Origin of the sequence: Halosimplex halophilum (assembly GCF_004698125.1) — an archaeon.
GTDB classification, from domain to species: Archaea; Halobacteriota; Halobacteria; order Halobacteriales; family Haloarculaceae; genus Halosimplex; species Halosimplex halophilum.
The window spans coordinates 2,108,822-2,126,321 of the sequence record NZ_ML214297.1 but is presented as its reverse complement, the minus strand read 5'-3'; the positions used below and the strand labels follow the sequence as shown (position 1 = coordinate 2,126,321).

The 17,500-nt window shown below is 71.4% G+C and carries 15 protein-coding genes; 7 read left to right on the top strand and 8 right to left on the bottom strand.

Going from position 1 to position 17,500, the window contains the following annotated elements:
• The first annotated feature begins 19 nt into the window (after window positions 1–19).
• Window positions 20–892: an amidohydrolase family protein gene (locus E3328_RS10615; protein WP_135364531.1), complete on the top strand. Its 873-nt coding sequence runs from the start codon at window positions 20–22 to the stop codon at window positions 890–892.
• A 15-nt stretch (window positions 893–907) separates the two neighbouring features.
• Here the strand turns inward: E3328_RS10615 and E3328_RS10610 are convergent, their stop codons facing one another.
• Window positions 908–1,900, bottom strand: a complete 993-nt coding sequence (locus tag E3328_RS10610; RefSeq protein WP_135364530.1) for a hypothetical protein — start codon at window positions 1,898–1,900, stop codon at window positions 908–910.
• 185 nt (window positions 1,901–2,085) lie between these two features.
• On the opposite strand from E3328_RS10610, the gene E3328_RS10605 reads away from it, so the two are divergent.
• The 5 genes from E3328_RS10605 (at window position 2,086) to E3328_RS10585 (ending at window position 8,250) form a co-directional block, all read left to right on the top strand.
• On the top strand, window positions 2,086–4,101 hold the full coding sequence (locus E3328_RS10605) for a hydantoinase/oxoprolinase family protein (RefSeq protein ID WP_135364529.1): 2,016 nt from the start codon (window positions 2,086–2,088) through the stop codon (window positions 4,099–4,101).
• Between the two features lie 70 nt (window positions 4,102–4,171).
• Window positions 4,172–5,788, top strand: coding sequence for a hydantoinase B/oxoprolinase family protein (locus E3328_RS10600; protein WP_135364528.1), 1,617 nt, complete (start codon window positions 4,172–4,174; stop codon window positions 5,786–5,788).
• 725 nt (window positions 5,789–6,513) lie between these two features.
• Window positions 6,514–6,972 (top strand): DUF7109 family protein, encoded by a 459-nt coding sequence (locus E3328_RS10595; protein WP_135364527.1) that lies wholly within the window; start codon window positions 6,514–6,516, stop codon window positions 6,970–6,972.
• Window positions 6,973–7,053: 81 nt separating this feature from the next.
• Complete coding sequence (locus tag E3328_RS10590; RefSeq protein ID WP_167837362.1) at window positions 7,054–7,692, top strand: NUDIX hydrolase; 639 nt, start codon at window positions 7,054–7,056, stop codon at window positions 7,690–7,692.
• A gap of 96 nt (window positions 7,693–7,788) precedes the next feature.
• On the top strand, window positions 7,789–8,250 hold the full coding sequence (locus E3328_RS10585) for an MGMT family protein (RefSeq protein ID WP_135364526.1): 462 nt from the start codon (window positions 7,789–7,791) through the stop codon (window positions 8,248–8,250).
• On the opposite strand, the gene E3328_RS10580 is transcribed toward E3328_RS10585, so the two are convergent.
• From E3328_RS10580 to lonB, 3 genes are all read right to left on the bottom strand, one after another.
• Window positions 8,251–8,649, bottom strand: coding sequence for a hypothetical protein (locus tag E3328_RS10580; RefSeq protein ID WP_135364525.1), 399 nt, complete (start codon window positions 8,647–8,649; stop codon window positions 8,251–8,253).
• A 43-nt stretch (window positions 8,650–8,692) separates the two neighbouring features.
• Window positions 8,693–9,724, bottom strand: a complete 1,032-nt coding sequence (locus E3328_RS22530) for a CPBP family intramembrane glutamic endopeptidase (RefSeq protein ID WP_246022963.1) — start codon at window positions 9,722–9,724, stop codon at window positions 8,693–8,695.
• An 87-nt stretch (window positions 9,725–9,811) separates the two neighbouring features.
• Window positions 9,812–11,974 carry an ATP-dependent protease LonB gene (lonB, locus tag E3328_RS10570; RefSeq protein ID WP_135364524.1) on the bottom strand — a complete coding sequence of 721 codons (2,163 nt, stop codon included), beginning with the start codon at window positions 11,972–11,974 and terminating at the stop codon, window positions 9,812–9,814.
• A gap of 348 nt (window positions 11,975–12,322) precedes the next feature.
• On the opposite strand from lonB, the gene E3328_RS10565 reads away from it, so the two are divergent.
• Entirely contained in the window at window positions 12,323–12,862 is a 540-nt protein-coding gene (locus E3328_RS10565) for a nicotinamide-nucleotide adenylyltransferase (protein ID WP_135364523.1), read from the top strand.
• A gap of 22 nt (window positions 12,863–12,884) precedes the next feature.
• Here E3328_RS10565 and E3328_RS10560 read toward each other — a convergent pair whose 3' ends face one another.
• The 4 genes from E3328_RS10560 to thsA all read right to left on the bottom strand — a co-directional run bounded on the left by E3328_RS10560 (window position 12,885) and on the right by thsA (window position 17,160).
• Window positions 12,885–13,244, bottom strand: a complete 360-nt coding sequence (locus E3328_RS10560) for a 2Fe-2S iron-sulfur cluster binding domain-containing protein (protein ID WP_135364522.1) — start codon at window positions 13,242–13,244, stop codon at window positions 12,885–12,887.
• 80 nt (window positions 13,245–13,324) lie between these two features.
• The gene (gene dps, locus E3328_RS10555; protein WP_135364521.1) at window positions 13,325–13,981 is read right to left on the bottom strand and encodes a DNA protection during starvation protein; all 657 of its coding nucleotides are present in this window, start codon (window positions 13,979–13,981) and stop codon (window positions 13,325–13,327) included.
• A 117-nt stretch (window positions 13,982–14,098) separates the two neighbouring features.
• Window positions 14,099–15,445, bottom strand: a complete 1,347-nt coding sequence (locus E3328_RS10550) for an APC family permease (protein ID WP_135364520.1) — start codon at window positions 15,443–15,445, stop codon at window positions 14,099–14,101.
• A 158-nt stretch (window positions 15,446–15,603) separates the two neighbouring features.
• A complete protein-coding gene (thsA, locus tag E3328_RS10545) occupies window positions 15,604–17,160 on the bottom strand; it encodes a thermosome subunit alpha (protein WP_135364519.1) in 1,557 nt (518 codons plus the stop codon).
• Between the last annotated feature and the right edge of the window lie 340 nt (window positions 17,161–17,500).

Below are 17,500 nucleotides of genomic sequence, written 5' to 3'. Positions count from 1 at the left end.
TGGCGTGCGAAGGACTCGCATGCCGATCGACGTTCTCGACGGGGAGGCTCGCGCCGTCGACACGCACGCCCACCAGCCGACATCGGTGTTCCTGGAGGACGCGGGCGGACAGCTCATGCGGGACGCCGCCGAGCGGTTCGGGACCGACCTGGAGACGTGGAGCTACGCCGAGATGGTCGAGGAGTACCGCGAGGCGGGGGTCGGGCGGGCGGTCCTGCTCGGGTGGGACGCCGAGACCAACACGGGCAACCCGCCGGTCCCGAACGAGCACGTCGCGGAGGTGCGCGACGACTACCCCGACTTCTTCGTCGGGTTCGGGAGCGTCGACCCGCGCAAGGACGACTGTGTGTCGGAGGCGCGCCGCTGTATCGAGGACCTGGACCTGTCGGGGTTCAAGTTCCAGCAGATCGCCCAGGGGTTCGACCCGAGCGACCCCGCCCACGACGAGCTGTGGGCGACTATCGAGGAGCTGGGCGTGCCGGTGGTCTTCCACGGCGGCAACACGACTCTCGGCGCGGGCGCGCCCGGCGGTCGGGGCCTGCGGATCGAGTACGGGAACCCGATGCTGGTCGACGACGTGGCGGCGCGGTACCCCGACCTGCAGATCCTGATCGCCCACCCCGCGTTCCCGTGGGAGAAGGAGCAACTCGCGGTCTGTCAGCAGAAGGGCAACGTCTACATGGACCTGTCGGGGTGGCGGCCGGCGTACATCGACGACCAGGTGCTCCAGTACGCCCGGACCGTGCTGCAGGACAGGGTGATGTTCGGGACGGACTACCCGATGATCCGGCCCGGCGAGTGGCTCGAGGGGTTCGCCGAGCACTGCGACTTCCCGGCGGCGGTCCAGCGGAAACTCCTCTGGGAGAACGCCGAGTCGTTCCTGGGGCTGTGAGCGGCGGCCGGGGCCTTACCCCGTCGGGGAGCTGGTGGGTTCGGCGTCGGTCGCCGTCGGTTCGGTCCCGGGGGTGGTCGCCGTACCGGGTGCGGCCGTGGCGTTCGGCGACTGGGCGGTCCCGACGGTCGCGTTCGCGTCCGGGGTGGTTGCGGTGACGACCTCGGGGCCGGGGACGCAGAACGCATCGGGGCGGCGGACGGTGACGCCGCCGACGCGGTCGACGGTGAACGTCTCGATCTCGGTGGTGTTGACGATCCCGTCGATGGTGTCGCGCTGGAGTGTCCGCTCCTGGCGGACGTGACGGACGACGCCGCGGCGGTCGACCAGGACGGTCGACTCGACGGTCAGCGCCTCGCCCGACCCCACGAGGATCTCGATGTCGCGGGCCTCCTCGAAGACGCGTACCTCGGTGCCGTTCCAGGTGCGCGTGCCGACCCGCGTGTAGTTGTACGAGCCGATCCGGTCGTCGAGCCAGTTCACGCCGGTCAGGGCGTCGCGGTACCAGGTCGACTGCGGCGAGTCGGGGTCGTACGGTTGGCGGTCGACGGCGACGCCGTCCTCGACCTGGCGGAGCCGGTAGACGGTGCCGGCGACGGCGAACACGTGGACCGACTGGAAGCCGAGCGTCACCCCCTCGTAGGCGAACGCGCCGGCGCCGGGCGTGGCCCGTACCCGCGTGCCGTCCATCCGGAGGGCGAAACTGTAGTTGTCCAGCGCGGCGCCGTGGCTGGCCACGAGGTCGGTGCCGGCGACCGTCCCGTCCGTCGTCGGGAGGGAAACGGGGCTTTCGGGGGTCGGCGGCGGGGTCCGGTCGTCGGCCGCCACCCGCGGGGCGAGACACTCCGTCGGCGTCGGCGTGGCCGTCCGCAGCGACTCCGCGGTCGGGACCTCGGCGGGCGTCAGCGTCGGCGTGTCGGGATCCGCGGTGTCGTCCGCGGGACCGCCGAAGGCGTTACAGCCCGCGAGGACGACCACCAGCGCGACGACGACGGTACGTCGATGCACGCTCGCCACTGAGGATTCGACCCGCAAAAACCTACGCACGGCAGTTCCGGGGGCGGGTTCGATCCCGGGGAGCGGGTCCGATTCCATGGCCGGGGATGCTGGTCGGCCGCCACCGCCCGATGGACGCGCGTCCACGCGCCGCGGCGACGGGGCAGGCTTATCGGCGCGCCGCCGCAGGGTCCGGTATGGACGCAGCCGACGCCGACGACGACCGCGACGCCCGCCTGGGCGTCGACGTGGGCGGCACCTTCACCGACGTAGCGCTGGTGGTCGACGGCGAGCTGACGACCGCGAAGGTCCCGACCACCGACGACCAGTCCCGCGGGGTCGTCGCCGGGATCGAGGCGGCCTGCGACGCCGCCGGCGTCGACCCGGGCGCAGTCGTCGAGTTCCGCCACGCCACTACCGCCGCCGTCAACGCCGTGCTCGAAGGGGCGGGCGCCGAGACGGCGCTCGTGACGACCGAGGGGTTCGCCGACGCCGTCGCGATCGGGCGCCAGGACCGCCCGGCCCTGTACGACCTCTCGGCGGAGAGACCCGCGCCGCTCGTCCCGGCCGAGCGCCGCTTCGAGGTCGACGAGCGGGCGACCACGGAGGGGATCGAGCGGCCCGTCGACCCGGCGGAAATTCGGGCGGTAGCGGACGCCCTCGACGGGGACTGCGAGAGCGTGGCGGTCGCGTTCCTCCACGCCTACGCCCATCCCGACAACGAGCGGCGGGCGGCGGAGGTCCTCCGCGAGGAACTCCCGGTTCCGGTCTCGGCCAGCCACGAGGTGCTCGCGGAGTTCCGCGAGTACGAGCGGACGGCGACGACCGTCGCCGACGCCTACGTGACCCCGGTCGTCGACGACTACCTCGCGCGGCTCGACGAGCGGGCCGCGGACCTCGGTCTGCCGCCGGTGCGCGTGATGGGCTCGAACGGCGGGATCGCCGACGCCGGGACGGTCCGGGAGCGGGCGGTCACGACGCTGCTGTCGGGGCCGGCGGCGGGCGTCGTCGGCGCCGGGCGCTTCGAGCGGGGCGGGGACGCCGGGCTCGTCACCTTCGACATGGGCGGCACGTCCTCCGACGTGAGCCTCGTCCGCGACGGCCGTGCCGAACGGACGACCGACGCGGAGATCGGCGACCACCCCGTCGGCGTCCCGATGGTCGACGTGCACACCGTCGGCGCCGGCGGCGGGTCTATCGCCCGCGTCGACGAGGGGGGTGCGCTCCGCGTCGGTCCACAGTCCGCGGGCGCCGAACCCGGCCCGGCCTGCTACGGGAAGGGCGGCGACGAGCCGACGGTCACCGACGCGGCCGTGGTACTGGGGTATCTCGGCGCCGACACGACGCTGGGCGAGGGGCTCGACCTCGACGCCGACCGCGCGGAGGAAGTCATGGAGGACCTGGCCGACGAGGCGGGACTCGACACCGTGATCGACGCCGCCCAGGGGGTCTACCGCGTGGCGAACGCGACGATGGCCCGCGCGATCAGGGGAGTTACCGTCGAGCGCGGCCACGACCCCCGGGAGTTCGCGCTCGCGGCGTTCGGCGGCGCCGGGCCGATGCACGCCGCGACGCTGGCCGACCGTCTGGGTATCGAGACGGTCCTGGTCCCGCCCGGCAACGGCGTCCTCTCGGCGCTGGGCCTGTTATCTGCCGACGAGCGCCACGACGCGACGCGGACCTACCGGACCGGCCTCGCCGACGCCGACCCCGAGGCGGTCGAGTCGGTGTTCGACGACCTGGCGGCGGACGCTCTCGGGAACGCCAGCGAGCCCGAAGCCGCGACGGTCGAGCGGGAGGCCGAGTGTCGCTACGCGGGCCAGAGCTTCGAACTCGCGGTGGACGCGCCCGAGCCGTTCGACGCGGCGACGGTCCGCGAGCGGTTCCACGACGCACACGAGCGCGCCCGCGGCTACCGCATGGACGAGCCGGTCGACCTGGTGACCTGCCGGGTGACGGCGACGGTCCCGGGCGAGCCGCCGGACCTGGCGTACGAGCCCGAGGGCGACCCCCTGCTCGGCAAGCGCGACGCCTTCTTCGAGTCGGGGTTCTACCGCGCGCCGGTCTACGACCGCGCCCGCGTCCCGGTCGACGTGACCGTGGAGGGCCCAGCGATCTTCGCCGGCGGCGAGAGCACGGTCGTCCTCCCGCCGCAGTGGACCGCGCGCGCCGACGAACAGGGAACGCTCGTGCTGGAGGCGAGCGAGGAATGACCGTGACCGAGACCTCACCGACCAACCGACACGCCGCCGACCGATACGACACCGAAGGAGGAGGCGACGAATGGTAGACCTCGACCCGGTCGAACTGGAGATACTGCGGAACCAGCTGGAGAGCGTCGCCGAGGAGATGGGACGGGTCCTCATCAGGGGCGCCTACTCGCCGAACATCACGGAGCGGCGGGACTGCTCGACGGCGGTCTTCGACGCCGACGGACGCATGATAGCCCAGGCCGAACACATCCCGGTCCACCTCGGCGCGATGCCCGAGGCGGTCGACGCCGTCCTCGACCGCGACCCCCGACCGGGGGATGTGTTCGCGCTGAACGACCCCTTCGAGGGGGGGACGCACCTCCCCGACGTGACGCTGGTCTCGCCGATCGCGCCCGAACGGGATCCCGACTCAGAGGACCCCGAGATACTCGGCTACGCGGTCTCGCGGGCCCACCACGCCGACGTGGGCGGGATGGCGCCGGGGAGTATGCCGGCCGGCGCGCGGGACATCCACCAGGAGGGGCTCCGCATCCCGCCGGTTCGGCTGGTCGAGGGCGGCGAGATCCGCGAGGAAGTCGAGTCGGTCCTGCTCGCCAACGTCCGCAACCCGGAGGAACGCCGCGCGGATCTCAGAGCCCAGATCGCCGCCAACGAGCGCGCCGAGGAGCGGATCGCCGACCTCCTCGCCGACCACGGCGACCGCCTGCTCGCCGCCTTCGACGCCGTGATCGACTACTCCCGCGAGCGCGTCGAAGCGGAACTCCGCGAGCTGCCCGACGGCACCTACCGCGCGACCGACGCCATGGAGGGCGACGGTGTCACCGACGACGACATCCCCGTCGAGGTGACGGTCACCGTCGACGGCGCGACCGTCGACGTGGACTTCGCCGGCACCGCCGACCAGGTCGCCGGCAACGTCAACGCGCCCCTCACCGTCGCCAAGAGCGCAGTATACTTCGTGATCAGGTGTATTACGGATCCGGAGATACCGCCGAATCAGGGCTGTTACGATCCGGTTACGGTCGAGGCGCCGGAGGGATCGCTGTTGAACCCCGAGCCGCCGGCGGCGGTGGTCGGCGGGAACGTGGAGACGAGCCAGCGGGTGACCGACGTGGTCTTCGCGGCGCTGGCGGAGGCGGCGCCCGACCGCGTCCCCGCGGGCGGGCAGGGGACGATGAACAACCTCGTCGTCGGCGACGCCGACTTCGCCTACTACGAGACCGTCGGGGGCGGCGCGGGCGCCAACCCGGACGGCGACGGCCTCTCGGGCGTCCAGGTCGGGATGACGAACACGCTGAACACCCCCGTCGAGGCGCTCGAAGCGGCCTACCCGCTCCGGGTCGAGCGCTACGCGCTCCGCGAGGGCAGCGGCGGCGACGGGCAGTACCGCGGCGGCGACGGGCTCGTCCGCTCGGTGCGGGTCGAGACCGACGCGACCGTCTCGCTGCTGACCGAGCGCCGCCGGCACGCCCCCCAAGGCATCGCCGGCGGCGCGGACGGCGAGCCCGGGATCAACCGCATCGACGGCGAGCGCGTCCCGGCGAAGGTCACCCGCGAGGTGTCGGCGGGCACGACCGTCACCGTCGAGACCCCCGGCGGCGGCGGTCACGGGCAGCCGGCGAGCGGGTCGGACGACGCCTCCGGCGGAGGCGGTGCCACCGACGACGGTTCGAGCGACTCGGCGTGAACAGTCGCGACTGGTCGGGTGAGGGCCGGCGCTGAGTGCAGGGGGACTGCCGCGGTGCGGTCGGCGCGCGCTAGAGCGTGCGTTCATGCGCGCGACCGTAGCCGCACGAGGTCTTCGTGAACTGTGTGAACGAAGGCTCGTCGAGCTTGCTCCAACGGTGGATTCGCGACTCGCGAGTCGCGAATCGGCTGGGGAGGCTCGTGGCCGTCTGCGGTGCTGTGCGGTCGTGGTGCGGTCGCTGTGTGGTTGCGGTTCCTGGTGGACTGAAAGGGCGAGGCGCGCTCGCGCCGATAGTCGCCTGAGCGACCCCTATCCGCGCGGGCAGTGCGGAGAGCGCGGATATGTCGCTTGGTTCGAGAGAGCTCCGCTCTCTCGTCACTGAGCGAATCGGAGATTCGCGAGGTCCGCAGGAGCTCCGCTCCTGCGAGATCCCGAAAATCTTCGATTTTCGGAGACAGCGACCGCGAGCGGGCCGAGGGCTTTCATCGCCTGCTGTCAGTTGCGGTCGCGTCCCCTGCGGTACCGACTCCAGCTAGCGAGCGGACCGAGGGCGTTCACCGCTCACCGTCGAGTGCGGTCGAGACGAGTACGGCCGAGACGAGTACGGGCACAGCCGTCCCCACTTCCCACGACAGATCGGCCGGAACCGCCCCCTCGACACACCCGTTCGAACACACGCGACGAGGAGGCGAACGCTGAAATGGGGCGGCGTCGTGACCCCGGGTATGAGTCTCGTCGCCGACGAACTGGCGGGCGTGGTCGACCTGTTCGGGGGGTTGACCCGGGCGGAACTCCACCGCGCGCTGGAAGAGCTGGCCTACAAGCGCGGCGAGGAGCCCGACGCCGACGCGGTCGCCGCGGCCGTCGACGCCGCCGTCGAGAGCTACCACCTCGTCCCCGTCGAGCGCGACGACGCGACGCTGCTCGTCGCCGGCCCGACCGCCTTCCCGACGCTGCCCGAGGGCGCGGAGGACCTCCCGCACATCATGGACGTGGAGGCGCGGTCGGTCGACCGCGAGACCGCCGCGGCCGCCGCCCGGGACCGCCTCGACGCCCAGGCGGTCGAGGTCGCCAAGGCGGGCGAGGCCGACCGCGCCGACGAACTCGTCGAGGTCTGCTACGACCTGGAGACGTGGGCCGCCGTCGACACCGCCGAGCTGCGCGAGCGACTCGACGACGTGTGAGTGCTCGCCCGGGCCGCCGTCCGCTGTCGTTCCTTCGAGGGTAACCCGTCAGTTAAGACCGCCCGGACCGTTCGGCCGGGTATGGACCTGTCGCGGCTGCGGGAGCGCGACCCGGTCGAGCTGACGGCCGAGGGGTCGCGAGCGGAGGGGAGCGACCGCCTCACCGGCGAAGAGCGCGAGGCGGCGGTCCTGGCGCCGGTCGTCGCCCGCGACGGCGCCGACCACGTCCTGTTCACGAAGCGCGCCGACCACCTCAGCGACCACCCGGGCCAGATGAGCTTCCCCGGCGGCGGCCGCGAACCGGAGGACACGGACCTGCTCGCGACCGCGCTCCGCGAGGCCGGCGAGGAGATCGGCCTGCGTTCCGAGGAGGTCGAGGTCGTCGGCCGCCTCGACGACATCCGGACGATCACCGACTACCTCGTCCGGCCGTTCGTCGCGCGCATCGCCGACCGGGAGTACCGGCCCAGCGACGAGGAGGTCGCGGAGGTGGCGGTCCTCCCCGTCGCCGGGCTCGTCGACCCCGACAACTACGAGAGCGAGCGCCGCGACCACCCCCACTACGGCGAGATCCGGCTGCACTTCTTCCGCGTCGACGGGTTCACCGTCTGGGGCGCCACCGCCAACATGCTCGTCCAGCTGCTCGAACTGGCGACCGACTGGGAACTGCCGCCCGAACCCGACCGGACCGTCGACGCCGACGCCGACCTGCCCGGATAGCGGACACCGGTCCGGAGCCGCCCGGCGCCGCCGGTTCGAGCCGGCCCGGCACGCGCGGAACAAATCTTCAAGTTCCGACCGGACGGACGGACCAGTATGAACGAGGACGCGGGGATCTACGCGCGCGAGTCGTCGTATCTCGACCGACACGTCCAGTTCGGGGCGGCACAGGGGCGGGTGCTCTCCGTGAGCTTTCCCGCGGAGCCCGACGACGAGGCGGCGGCCGACCACGAGCTGCTCGACCGGATCGAGGAGTACCTCACGGGCGCCGAGGACGACTTCGCCGACGTGACCGTCGCGCTGACGGTCCCGACCGACCGGCGCGGGGTGCTGGAGGCCGTCCGGGAGGTCCCCTACGGCGAGCAGGTGAGCGTCGCCCAGCTCGTCCGGATGACGCCCGACGGCGACCCGGACGACGAGGAGGACGTGCGCACCGCACGGAGCGCGCTGGCCGACAACCCCGCGCCGCTGCTGATCCCGGACCACCGCGTCCGCGACGGCCCCAGCGCCGCCCCCGCGGAGGTCGAGCAGCGACTGCGTTCGCTGGAAGGGCTGTAGTCAGGCCGCGGCCCCGTCCGCGTCGTCGCTCCAGTTCGCGAGGACCAGCAGCATCGCCGCGAGGATGGCGAGGTCCGACAGCAGCGAGAGCGTCTCCGCGGTGACCGGCGACCACCCGGCGCCGGCAGGCACCCGCCCGGAAACGACCGTCGAGGCCACGAGCGCGGTCCCGCCGGCGACGAGCAGGCCCCCGGCGAGCAGACGCGCCTGCGCGTCCGTCCCGGCGACGGCCACCGCGCCGACGCCCCCGAGGACGAGCGCCAGTCCGACCGCGAGGTCGGCCGGCGCGAACGCGAGGTCGCCGGTCGAGTCGGTCACGGCCACCGCGAACCAGCCGACCGCGAGCAGCGCCCAGCCCGCGAGGGTCGCGCGACGGACGAACGCGTCGTCGACGTTCATGCGCGACCGATCGAACGGCTGTCAGAAAACGCCACCGCACCGCTCACGACCAGACGGGGTCGGGCAGGCCGAGTCCCTCGTGGACGAGAAACTCCAGGGCGTTGACGAGGTAGTGGGCGACGACCACCATCAGGAGACTCTCGGTCAGGACGAACCCGGCCGCGAGCGCGAAGCCGAGGCCGCCGGTGACGAGGACGCCCACGCGGCCCTGGGCGCCGTGGCCGAGCGCGAACGCGGCCGACGAGACGACCGCCAGCAGCCACGGCGAGGCGTCCAGCGCGGGCGTCACCGCGCCGACGACCGCCGCGCGAAAGATAAATTCCTCGACGACCGCGATGGTCGGCAGCGTCGCCCCCAGCAGCAGTCCCCAGCCGCGGACGCCCTCCGGTGCGAGCAACTCCCGTAGCCCCTCGTCGTAGTCGGCGCCCGAGGCCGCCGCCAGCCCCGAGGCGAGCTCGTTGCCGACCCAGAGGACGAGACCGAAGCCCACGCCGACCGCCACCGCCGGGAGCCCCGTCGAGAGGGGGTCGCCGCTGACCCCCAGCACGTCGAGCGGGACGCCGAAGTACCAGGCGCCGCCAGCGAGGATCGCGCCGAACAGCCCCTGCGTGAGCGCCACGTTCAAAAGCAGGAGTCCGGGCGACATCGCCGGGTCCTCCCGGGCGTCGTGCGCGACCGCTGGTTCGAGCGGCTCCCTCGCCCGGTCGTCCTCGACGGTGCCGGGACGGTCCGCGTCCCCGTTCGGTTCCAGCGCCCCGTCGGGCGCCAGCGGGTGTGCGACCGGCGACGAACCCTGGGCGTCCCCGTCGTCGGGTTCGCCTGCCGCGTTCCGTCCGGTCGCGACCGGGTCGCGGCCGTCGAACCCTGACCGTCCCGCCGGACGCGGCCGCTCGGGAGTCGCATCCTCCCTGTGGTCACTGCTCGCCCCGTCGTCCCCGTCGCCGTCGACGACCCCCTGCGAGAGCCGCGCGAGGATCAGAAAGCCCGCGAGGACGGCGGCGACGAGCCAGGCGAACCCCGCCAGATCCGTCTCGGGGGCGGGCAGGGTCTGCGCGACGGCGAGCGGGGGACTCACACACGGAGTTGGGACTCGGCGGTCGAAAGTCGTTTCGAAGAAAGCGGGTTCGCGGTTCCAGCGGTCCGTCGAGTCGCCGAGGGGCGGTTACTGCGGGCTCGGCGAGCCGCCGGTCTGGCCGACCTCGCGCTGTTCGAGCGCCTTGCCCGTGATGGACTTGAGGCGGTCGACCAGCGAGTCCTTCTCGGGCTCGCCGGCCAGCGCGACCTCCAGCACCTCGGAGATGTGCTGGACGGGGACGATCTCGATCTCGTCTTTGAACTCGTCCTCGATCATCACGTCCTGCTCGTTGGCCTTCGGGATGATGACCGTGTCGAGGCCGGACTTCGCGGCGGCCTCGATCTTGTGGGTGACGCCGCCGACCGGGAGCACGTCGCCCCGGACGGACAGCGAGCCGGTCATCGCGAGGTTCTGCTCGACGGGCACGTCCTCCAGCGCGGAGATGACCGCCGTGGCGACGGTGATCGAGGCGGAGTCGCCGTCGACGCCGCCCTCGCCGGCCTGCACGAACTGGATGTGGACGTCCTTCTCGGAGATGTCCTCGTCGCTGAACTTCTTGATGATGGCCGAGACGTTCTGGACCGCCTCCTCGGCCATCTCCTGGAGCTGCCCCGTGGCGATCACTTCGCCCGGGCCCTGCGAGGGCGTGACCTCGGCCATGACCGGGAGGACGATCCCGCTGTCCTCGCCCATGACCGCGAGGCCGTTGACGCGGCCGACCACGTCGCCCTCGTTGACGGTCAGCTCGTAGTCCTTGCGCCGTTCGATGTAGTTGTCCGCGAGCTGCTGTTCGATCGAGCGGGAGCGGCGCTTGGCCTGGAGCACGTCCTCGCGCTCGGTGAACTCCTTGTCCTCGGCGCGGGCGATGTCGCCCGCGACGCGGACCAGCCCACCGAGGTCGCGCAGCTTCAGCGAGAGGTGGCCCTTGCGGCCCGAGCGGCGACGGGCCTCGAGGATGACCTCCTCGACGGCCTCCTCGTCGAAGTGGGGCAGGCGGCCGTCCTTCTCGACCTCCTGGGCGACGAAGCGGGCGTACTTCCGGCGCATCTCGGCGTCGTCCTCGATGGTGTCGTCCATGTACACCTCGTACCCGTAGCCCTTGATGCGCGAGCGCAGGGCGGGGTGCATGTTCTCCATGGCGTCGAGGTTGCCGGCCGCGACCATGATGAAGTCGGTCGGGACGGGTTCGGTCTGGACCATCGCGCCCGAGGAGCGCTCGGACTGGCCCGTGATGGAGAACTCGCCCTCCTGGATGGCCGTCATCAGCTTCTGCTGGCTGCGGATGTCGAGCGTGTTGATCTCGTCGACGAACAGCACGCCCTTGTTGGCCTTGTGGATGGCGCCGGCCTCGACGCGGTCGTGGCTGGGCGTCTCCATGCCGCCGGACTGGAACGGGTCGTGGCGCACGTCGCCCAGCAGCGCACCGGCGTGGGCGCCGGTGGCGTCCTCGAAGGGGGCGGTCTGCTGGTTGGCGTTGTTGACCAGCAGGTTCGGGATCATCGCGTCGTTGCCCCGCGAGCCGTAGCGGAAGGCGAGATAGACGACGCCGGCCGCGAGGATGCCCAGCAGGACGGAGCCCTGGATGAGCAGCGCGTACCCGATGATGATCGCGATGATGATCCACATCAGGAACGACCGCATCTGGTTGCGCTTGCGCGCCTCCTCCTTGTGCGCGTCGACGATCTGTTCGCCCTTCCCCGCCGGCACGGTGCGGATCTTAGGCTCGTTGCCGTCGTCGGGGTTGTGGTAGACGAGCACGTCCTGCAGCTCCTCCTTGGGGAGCAGCTGGCTCATCGCCTTCGCCAGCATCGACTTGCCCGTCCCGGGCGAGCCGATCATCATCACGTGGCGGCGCTGCTTGGCCGCCTTCAGCACCACGTCGCGGGCGTGGTCCTGTCCGATGACCTGGTCGACCAGCCGGTCGGGCACCTCGATGTCGGCGGTGGTCTCGACGTCGAGTCCCCCGAGCAGGTCCTCGTCGGCGTTCTCGACGACGGCCTCGTCGGCGTCGATCTCGACGGCGCTGCCGAGGTCGTCGTCCCCGGCCTCGTCGTCCTCGACCTGGACCGTCCCGCCGCTCCCGGACTCGTCGGCGGCAGGCTCGTCGCCGCCCTCGGCGTCGCCCGGCGACCCCGGCTCCTCCCCTCGCTCGTCGGGGGCGGAGTCCGGCGCCTCGTCGGCCACGCCGACCTCCTCGGTCTCGTCCGCCTCCTCGGCGGACGGATCGTCGGTGTCGATATTCTCACTCATATAAACGATTCTGACATCAGAAGCCAAGGGCTGTTTATTGATATACTTTCTCCCCTGACGCGTCCCGATAACGCCCTCAAACCGCCGGACGTGAGCGGTATCGGCGACTTCGGGGTACACGCCGCCTACCGGTCGGACTCAAAAAATCAGGGTGTGTCTAGATGTGGCACACGACGGGTGAGCGCCGGCCGGTCAGCGGCGCTCGTCCGTCGATGCCGCCGGTCGGCCGACCAGTACTGCTCGCCGTCGGTCGGGCTCGTCGGCCGGCGTCGTCCGGGCGGGGTCGGCACGCGCGGGTCGGCCGGCGAGACACGGGGGTTAATGTGGCCGCTCCGCACACCGTGGGGTATGACGCGCGGGTTCTACATCGGGCGCTTCCAGCCGTTTCACAACGGCCACCGGGCGATGGTCGAGCACATCGTCGACGAAGTGGACGAACTCGTCCTCGGTATCGGCAGCGCGGACGCCTCCCACACGGTCCGCAACCCCTTCACCGCGGGCGAGCGCGTGATGATGGTGAGCAAGGCCGTCCAGGACGTGGACGTGCCGACCTACGTCGTCCCCATCGAGGACATCGACCGCAACGCCGTCTGGGTCAGCCACATCCAGAGCATGTCGCCGAGCTTCGACGTGGCCTACTCGAACAATCCCCTCGTCGTCCAGCTGTTCGAGGAGCGGGGCATCGAGGTGCGCCAGTCGCCGATGTTCGACCGCGAGCGCCTGGAGGGCAGCGACATCCGCGCGCGGATGCTCGCCGACGACACCTGGACCGACCGCGTCCCCGACGTGGTCGCCGACGTGATCGACGAGTTCAGCGGCGTCCAGCGCCTCCAGACCGTCGCCAAGGACGACGTGTCCGAGCGGTGGGAAGCCGAAGAGGACGGCTGAACCGGCGGCTCCGGGGGCCGACCTACGGCGTCGGCTGCAGCCCGTTGGCCTCGCGGTGTTCCTTCATCGCGATCTCCGCGCAGGCGCGCAGCCGCAGGTCCGAGCGGGGCGTCGCGACGCAGGTGAGCGCGAACCCCGCCTGTGCGTCGACGGCGTAGTACCGCTTCGCGTCGCTGTGGTCCAGGTCGCCGTCCAGCACCTCGGCCGCGCAGGTCGTACACCACCCCTGCTGGCAGAAGGCAGGCAGCCAGACCCCCTGGTCGCGGGCGGCCGCCAGGACGTACTCCGACTCGTCGACCTCGACGGTGACGCTCCCGCCGGGGTCGACGCCCTCGATGTCGTGTTCGTCCGGCACCTCGATCTCGACCGAATAGGTGGTCACGGGCACGGTTGGGCCCGCACACCGTTGAGGGTGGCGGCCGCCGTGGAGGGGCAGTGGGACCGCCGTGGACCGTCGGTCGCTCAGGCGCTGTCGTTGATCCGGCGGTTCGTCGAGTAGGGCGCCTCGCCCGGCTCGCCCCGGACGAAGTGGCCGGCGGGGTTGATCTCGCCGTCGCGCTCCATCGAGAGGAGCTCGACGAACCACGCCTCGTGTTCGATCTCCTCCTGGAGGATCCGCTGGGCCATGTCGAAGGTCCGGCGGTCCTTGCCCTCGGTCATGTCACAGATCTCGTTCCACGTGCGGATCGCGCACCGCTCGGCCTCCAGCAGGACTTCGAGGGTGTCCTCGGCAGTCAGGTCCTCGGTGTCGGGGATGTCGCCCTCGTAGGGGACCGGGAGTTCGGCGTCGGGACAGGACGCGCCGTTCGCGAACTCGCGGATGTCGTTGGGCAGGGCGCCGCCGAGCTCGTAGATCCGCGGCGCGACGAGTTCGAAGTGCGCGCGGTCCTCCAGGCGGGCGTCCTCGGTGATCTCCTTGTAGTCCTCGTGGCCGGCGAGGTGCATCCGGAGGTTGGTGTAGTAGTAGTAGGTCGTGAACTCGGCGCCCGCGGCGGCTTTCAGCTTGTCGATCAGTTCGTCCACGTCGAGGCCCCGCTCCTCGAGGGTCGTCACGCCCACTCGCTGCGAGGTGTCTCCGGGTTCGATGCTTCCGCCGGCGTGGGGTTTGTCGTCGGACATACACGCCCCCACTCGGAGCGGCGCCACTTGGGTCGGTGTCCGGCGTTCGCAACCCACTCTTAGGTGGCCCGCTCGCGGGCGCCGCCGCGTCGACCCGGCCCGGGGAGTGCCCGGCGGTCAGACGAAGTCGGGGCCGACCGACTCGACCTCCTCCTCGATGGCGTCCCGTTCGAAGTAGAGCAACTCGACGGTGACGGCGACGACCGCGAGGACGACCACGACGTAGAAGGTGTGGCGCTGGTTCGTGAAGAGGTGCCAGAACAGCAGCGGCAGGAACGCGGCGGTGCCGACCAGCCCGACCGCGGGCGGGACGGGGTTGACCCGGTCGCGGTCCCGCTCCCGGAGCGCGAGGTAGCTCATCGACCCGAAGACGACGAGGAAGGCGACCGAGGCGAAGGAGGTGATCCCGCCGAGGCTCCCGACCGCCGCGAACGCCGCCGTGACGACGCCCAGGAGCAGGAGCGTCCGGGTCGGGATCCCCTCGGCCGCCGAGTCGCCGATCCGGTCGGGCAGCAGGTCGTCGGAGAGCATCCCCTTCGCGAAGTGGCCCGTCGAGAATAGCGTCGCGTTGATGGCCGACCCGGTCGAGAACAGCGCCGACAGCGAGATGGCGAGCATCCCCGCCCGGCGCAGGCCCAGCGGCTCGGCGATCGCGCCGGCGGCGTCGACCAGCGCGGTGTGGGGATGCGAGCGCAGCGCCTCGGGCGCCAGCGCGATGGTGACGACCGCGACCAGCGCGTAGACGGCCACCGCGACCGGGACGGAGACGTACACCGCCTTCCTGATCGTCTCGACCGGGTCCTCGATGCGCTCCTGGTCGTAAAAGAGTAGCTGCCACCCCTGGAAGGCGACGAACGAGACCGCCGCGGCGACGACCGGGCCGAAGGAGGTGAGCCGGGAGAGGCCGAGCGAGAGCGCCGCGCCGCTCGCCCCGGTGGCGACGTAGGCGACGCCGCCGACGCCGAACGCGACGAGGACGCCCACCTTCGCCGCGACGAGGACGTTCTCGGCGCTGCCGGTCGCCTGTGCGCCCAGCAGGTTCAGCCCGACGAACCCGGCGACGGCGAGCACGGAGACGACCGGTCGCAGCGGGACCGCCGCGACCGAGTCGGGCACCCCCCGGAGCGCGACCGTGAACTCGCCGAAGGCGAAGGCGTACATCGCCATCGACCCGACGTAACCGAACAGGAGCGTCCAGCCGACCATCCCCGCCAGCGTCGAGTTGCCGACGAACGACTGGACGAACGAGACCGACCCGCCCTGGTTGTCGTCGTCGATGTCGTTGAGGGCGTTGTAGGAGTAGCCCGCGCAGCCGGCGACCAGGCCCGCCAGCGCGAACGCCGCCCAGGTGGCCGGGCCGGTGATGCCGGTGACGACGCCGAGGACGGCGTAGATCCCGCCGCCGATCATCCCGCCCAGCGCCATCGACACGCTCTCTTTCAGCCCGAGTTGTGCTCCGGACACGACTGGGTCGGCGTTCGAGTCTCAGCCCGTTGAAGGTGGCGCCGGTGGTCCCGGGGGCGGACGGGAACGGCGGGCGGCTGCGCCGCTGTCCGGCGGGATCGGGCGGCGAAAGAATTCGCGGATTCGGGAGCCGGACGGCGAGCGTCCCGTGGTCGGCCCTAGCTCGCGGAGATGACGTCGTCGATGCGGACGATCATCGTCGCGGCCTCGGCGGCGGACTCGACGGCCTCGTGCTTGACGGCGACGGGGTCGAGGACGCCCAGCTCGACGGGGTCGTCGATGACGCCGGTCTGGCCCTCGGAGATGATGCCGGCGATGCCCTCGCTCTCGTACTCGGCGCGGAGGTCGACCAAGGCGTCGATGGGGTCCATGCCGGTGTTCTCCGCGAGCGTGCGCGGGAGCACGTCGACGGCGTCGGCGAAGGCCTCGACGGCCAGCTGCTTGCGGCCCTCGACGCTGGCGGCCTCGCTGCGGATGTGGTCGGCGACGGCGATCTCGGTGGCGCCGGCGCCGGGGACGACGCCGCCCTGGTCGAGCGCGGCGGTCACCACGTCCAGCGCGTCGCCGAGGACGCGCTCGAGTTCGTCGGTGACGTGCTCGGTGCCCCCGCGGGCGAAGACGGTGACCGACTGGCCGGCCGCGCCGTCCTCGACGAAGGTGACGTACTCGTCGCCGAACTTCTCGACGCCGATGGAGCCGGCCGAGCCCAGGTCGTCGGCCTCCAGCTCCTGGACGCCGGCGGCCCGCGAGAGGCCGGTCGCGTGGGCGAGCTCCTCGCCCTCGTCGTCGCCGACCTCGAAGGCGGCGACGCCGTTCTTGGCGAGGATGGCGGCGACCTGGTCGGCCACGTCGCCGTCGACGAACAGCACGTCGACGCCGAGGTCGAGGACGTGCTCGGCGTAGCCGCGGAGTTCGTTCTCCTCGGCCTCGATGGCGGTGTTGAGGTCGTCGACGCTGGAGACGTTGTACTCGGCGTCGATGGAGGCCTCGCGGACCTCGATGTCGTCGTTGACGAAGGCGATCTGCGGGTCCTCGAAGCTGCGCGGCATGTTGTCGTGGACCGGCTCCTCGTCGACGAGGACGCCGTCGACCAGACGGGTGGCCGACGAGGACGAACCCGTCTGCGTGTAGACGGAGATGTTGTCGCGGACGACGCCGCCGTCGCTCTCGACGCGGCGGACGGCGTCGACGACGACTTCGGCGAGCCGTTCGGCGGAGACGTCGCCGGTGCCCTTGCCGGTCATGCTGGACTTGGCGACCGTCTCCAGCAGGTCGTCGTCGAGCTCCTCGTCGAGCTTGATCTCGTCGACGGCCTCGTGGGCCATCGAGAGGGCCTCGTAGTACCCCTCGACGATGGTCGTCGGGTGTACGTCGTCGTCGAGCAGGTCCTCGGCCTGGCTGAGCAGTTCGCCGGCGAGCACCGCCGCCGTGGTCGTGCCGTCGCCGACCTCGCTCTCCTGGGTCTCGGCGACCTCGGAGATCATCTGGGCGGCCGGGTGCTCGATGTCCATCTCGTCCAGGATGGTCGCGCCGTCGTTGGTGATGACGACGTCGCCGCTGTCCGAGACGAGCATCTTGTCCATACCGCGCGGACCGAGTGTGGTCCGGACGGACTCGCTGACGGCCTTCCCGGCCGTGATGTTGGAGCTCTGGGCGTCTTTTCCTTGCGTGCGTTCACTGTCCTCGTTGAGGATGAACATCGGCTGTCCACCCATGCGTCGCTGGCCAGATGACATGGTTGAGTTTCATCTATTCATCGTTAGCGGTTCTATATAAAATTTTCCAAGCCAACCCCACAACCACCGCCAGCGGTGTGTGAGGAGTCACCACTCGCCCGCCCGGGAAGCGTTTATATACGATGAGTGTGGCCGGGGCGACACCACCGGATTCGGGCGGGGAGGCCGGGGGCAGTGCGGTCGGCGCGCGCTGTCGTCCCGGAATCGCTTGCGATTCCGATGGGCCGTCAGAGCTTGCTCTGACGTTGGCGGCCTCCGTGCCGCGACGACAGCGCGCGAGGGATGAGCGACGCTAGGAGCGAATCGGCTGGGGAGGCTC

What these genes read in the sequence shown, in the direction of transcription:
- E3328_RS10580 (WP_135364525.1), bottom strand. Translation starts at nt 8,649, where the DNA reads ATGAACGTCGACGACGCGTTCGTCCGTCGCGCGACCCTCGCGGGCTGG.
- thsA (WP_135364519.1), bottom strand. Translation starts at nt 17,160, where the DNA reads ATGGGTGGACAGCCGATGTTCATCCTCAACGAGGACAGTGAACGCACG.
- dps (WP_135364521.1), bottom strand. Translation starts at nt 13,981, where the DNA reads ATGTCCGACGACAAACCCCACGCCGGCGGAAGCATCGAACCCGGAGAC.
- E3328_RS10600 (WP_135364528.1), top strand. Translation starts at nt 4,172, where the DNA reads ATGGTAGACCTCGACCCGGTCGAACTGGAGATACTGCGGAACCAGCTG.
- E3328_RS10615 (WP_135364531.1), top strand. Translation starts at nt 20, where the DNA reads ATGCCGATCGACGTTCTCGACGGGGAGGCTCGCGCCGTCGACACGCAC.
- E3328_RS10595 (WP_135364527.1), top strand. Translation starts at nt 6,514, where the DNA reads ATGAGTCTCGTCGCCGACGAACTGGCGGGCGTGGTCGACCTGTTCGGG.
- E3328_RS10565 (WP_135364523.1), top strand. Translation starts at nt 12,323, where the DNA reads ATGACGCGCGGGTTCTACATCGGGCGCTTCCAGCCGTTTCACAACGGC.
- E3328_RS10605 (WP_135364529.1), top strand. Translation starts at nt 2,086, where the DNA reads ATGGACGCAGCCGACGCCGACGACGACCGCGACGCCCGCCTGGGCGTC.
- lonB (WP_135364524.1), bottom strand. Translation starts at nt 11,974, where the DNA reads ATGAGTGAGAATATCGACACCGACGATCCGTCCGCCGAGGAGGCGGAC.
- E3328_RS10585 (WP_135364526.1), top strand. Translation starts at nt 7,789, where the DNA reads ATGAACGAGGACGCGGGGATCTACGCGCGCGAGTCGTCGTATCTCGAC.
- E3328_RS10590 (WP_167837362.1), top strand. Translation starts at nt 7,054, where the DNA reads ATGGACCTGTCGCGGCTGCGGGAGCGCGACCCGGTCGAGCTGACGGCC.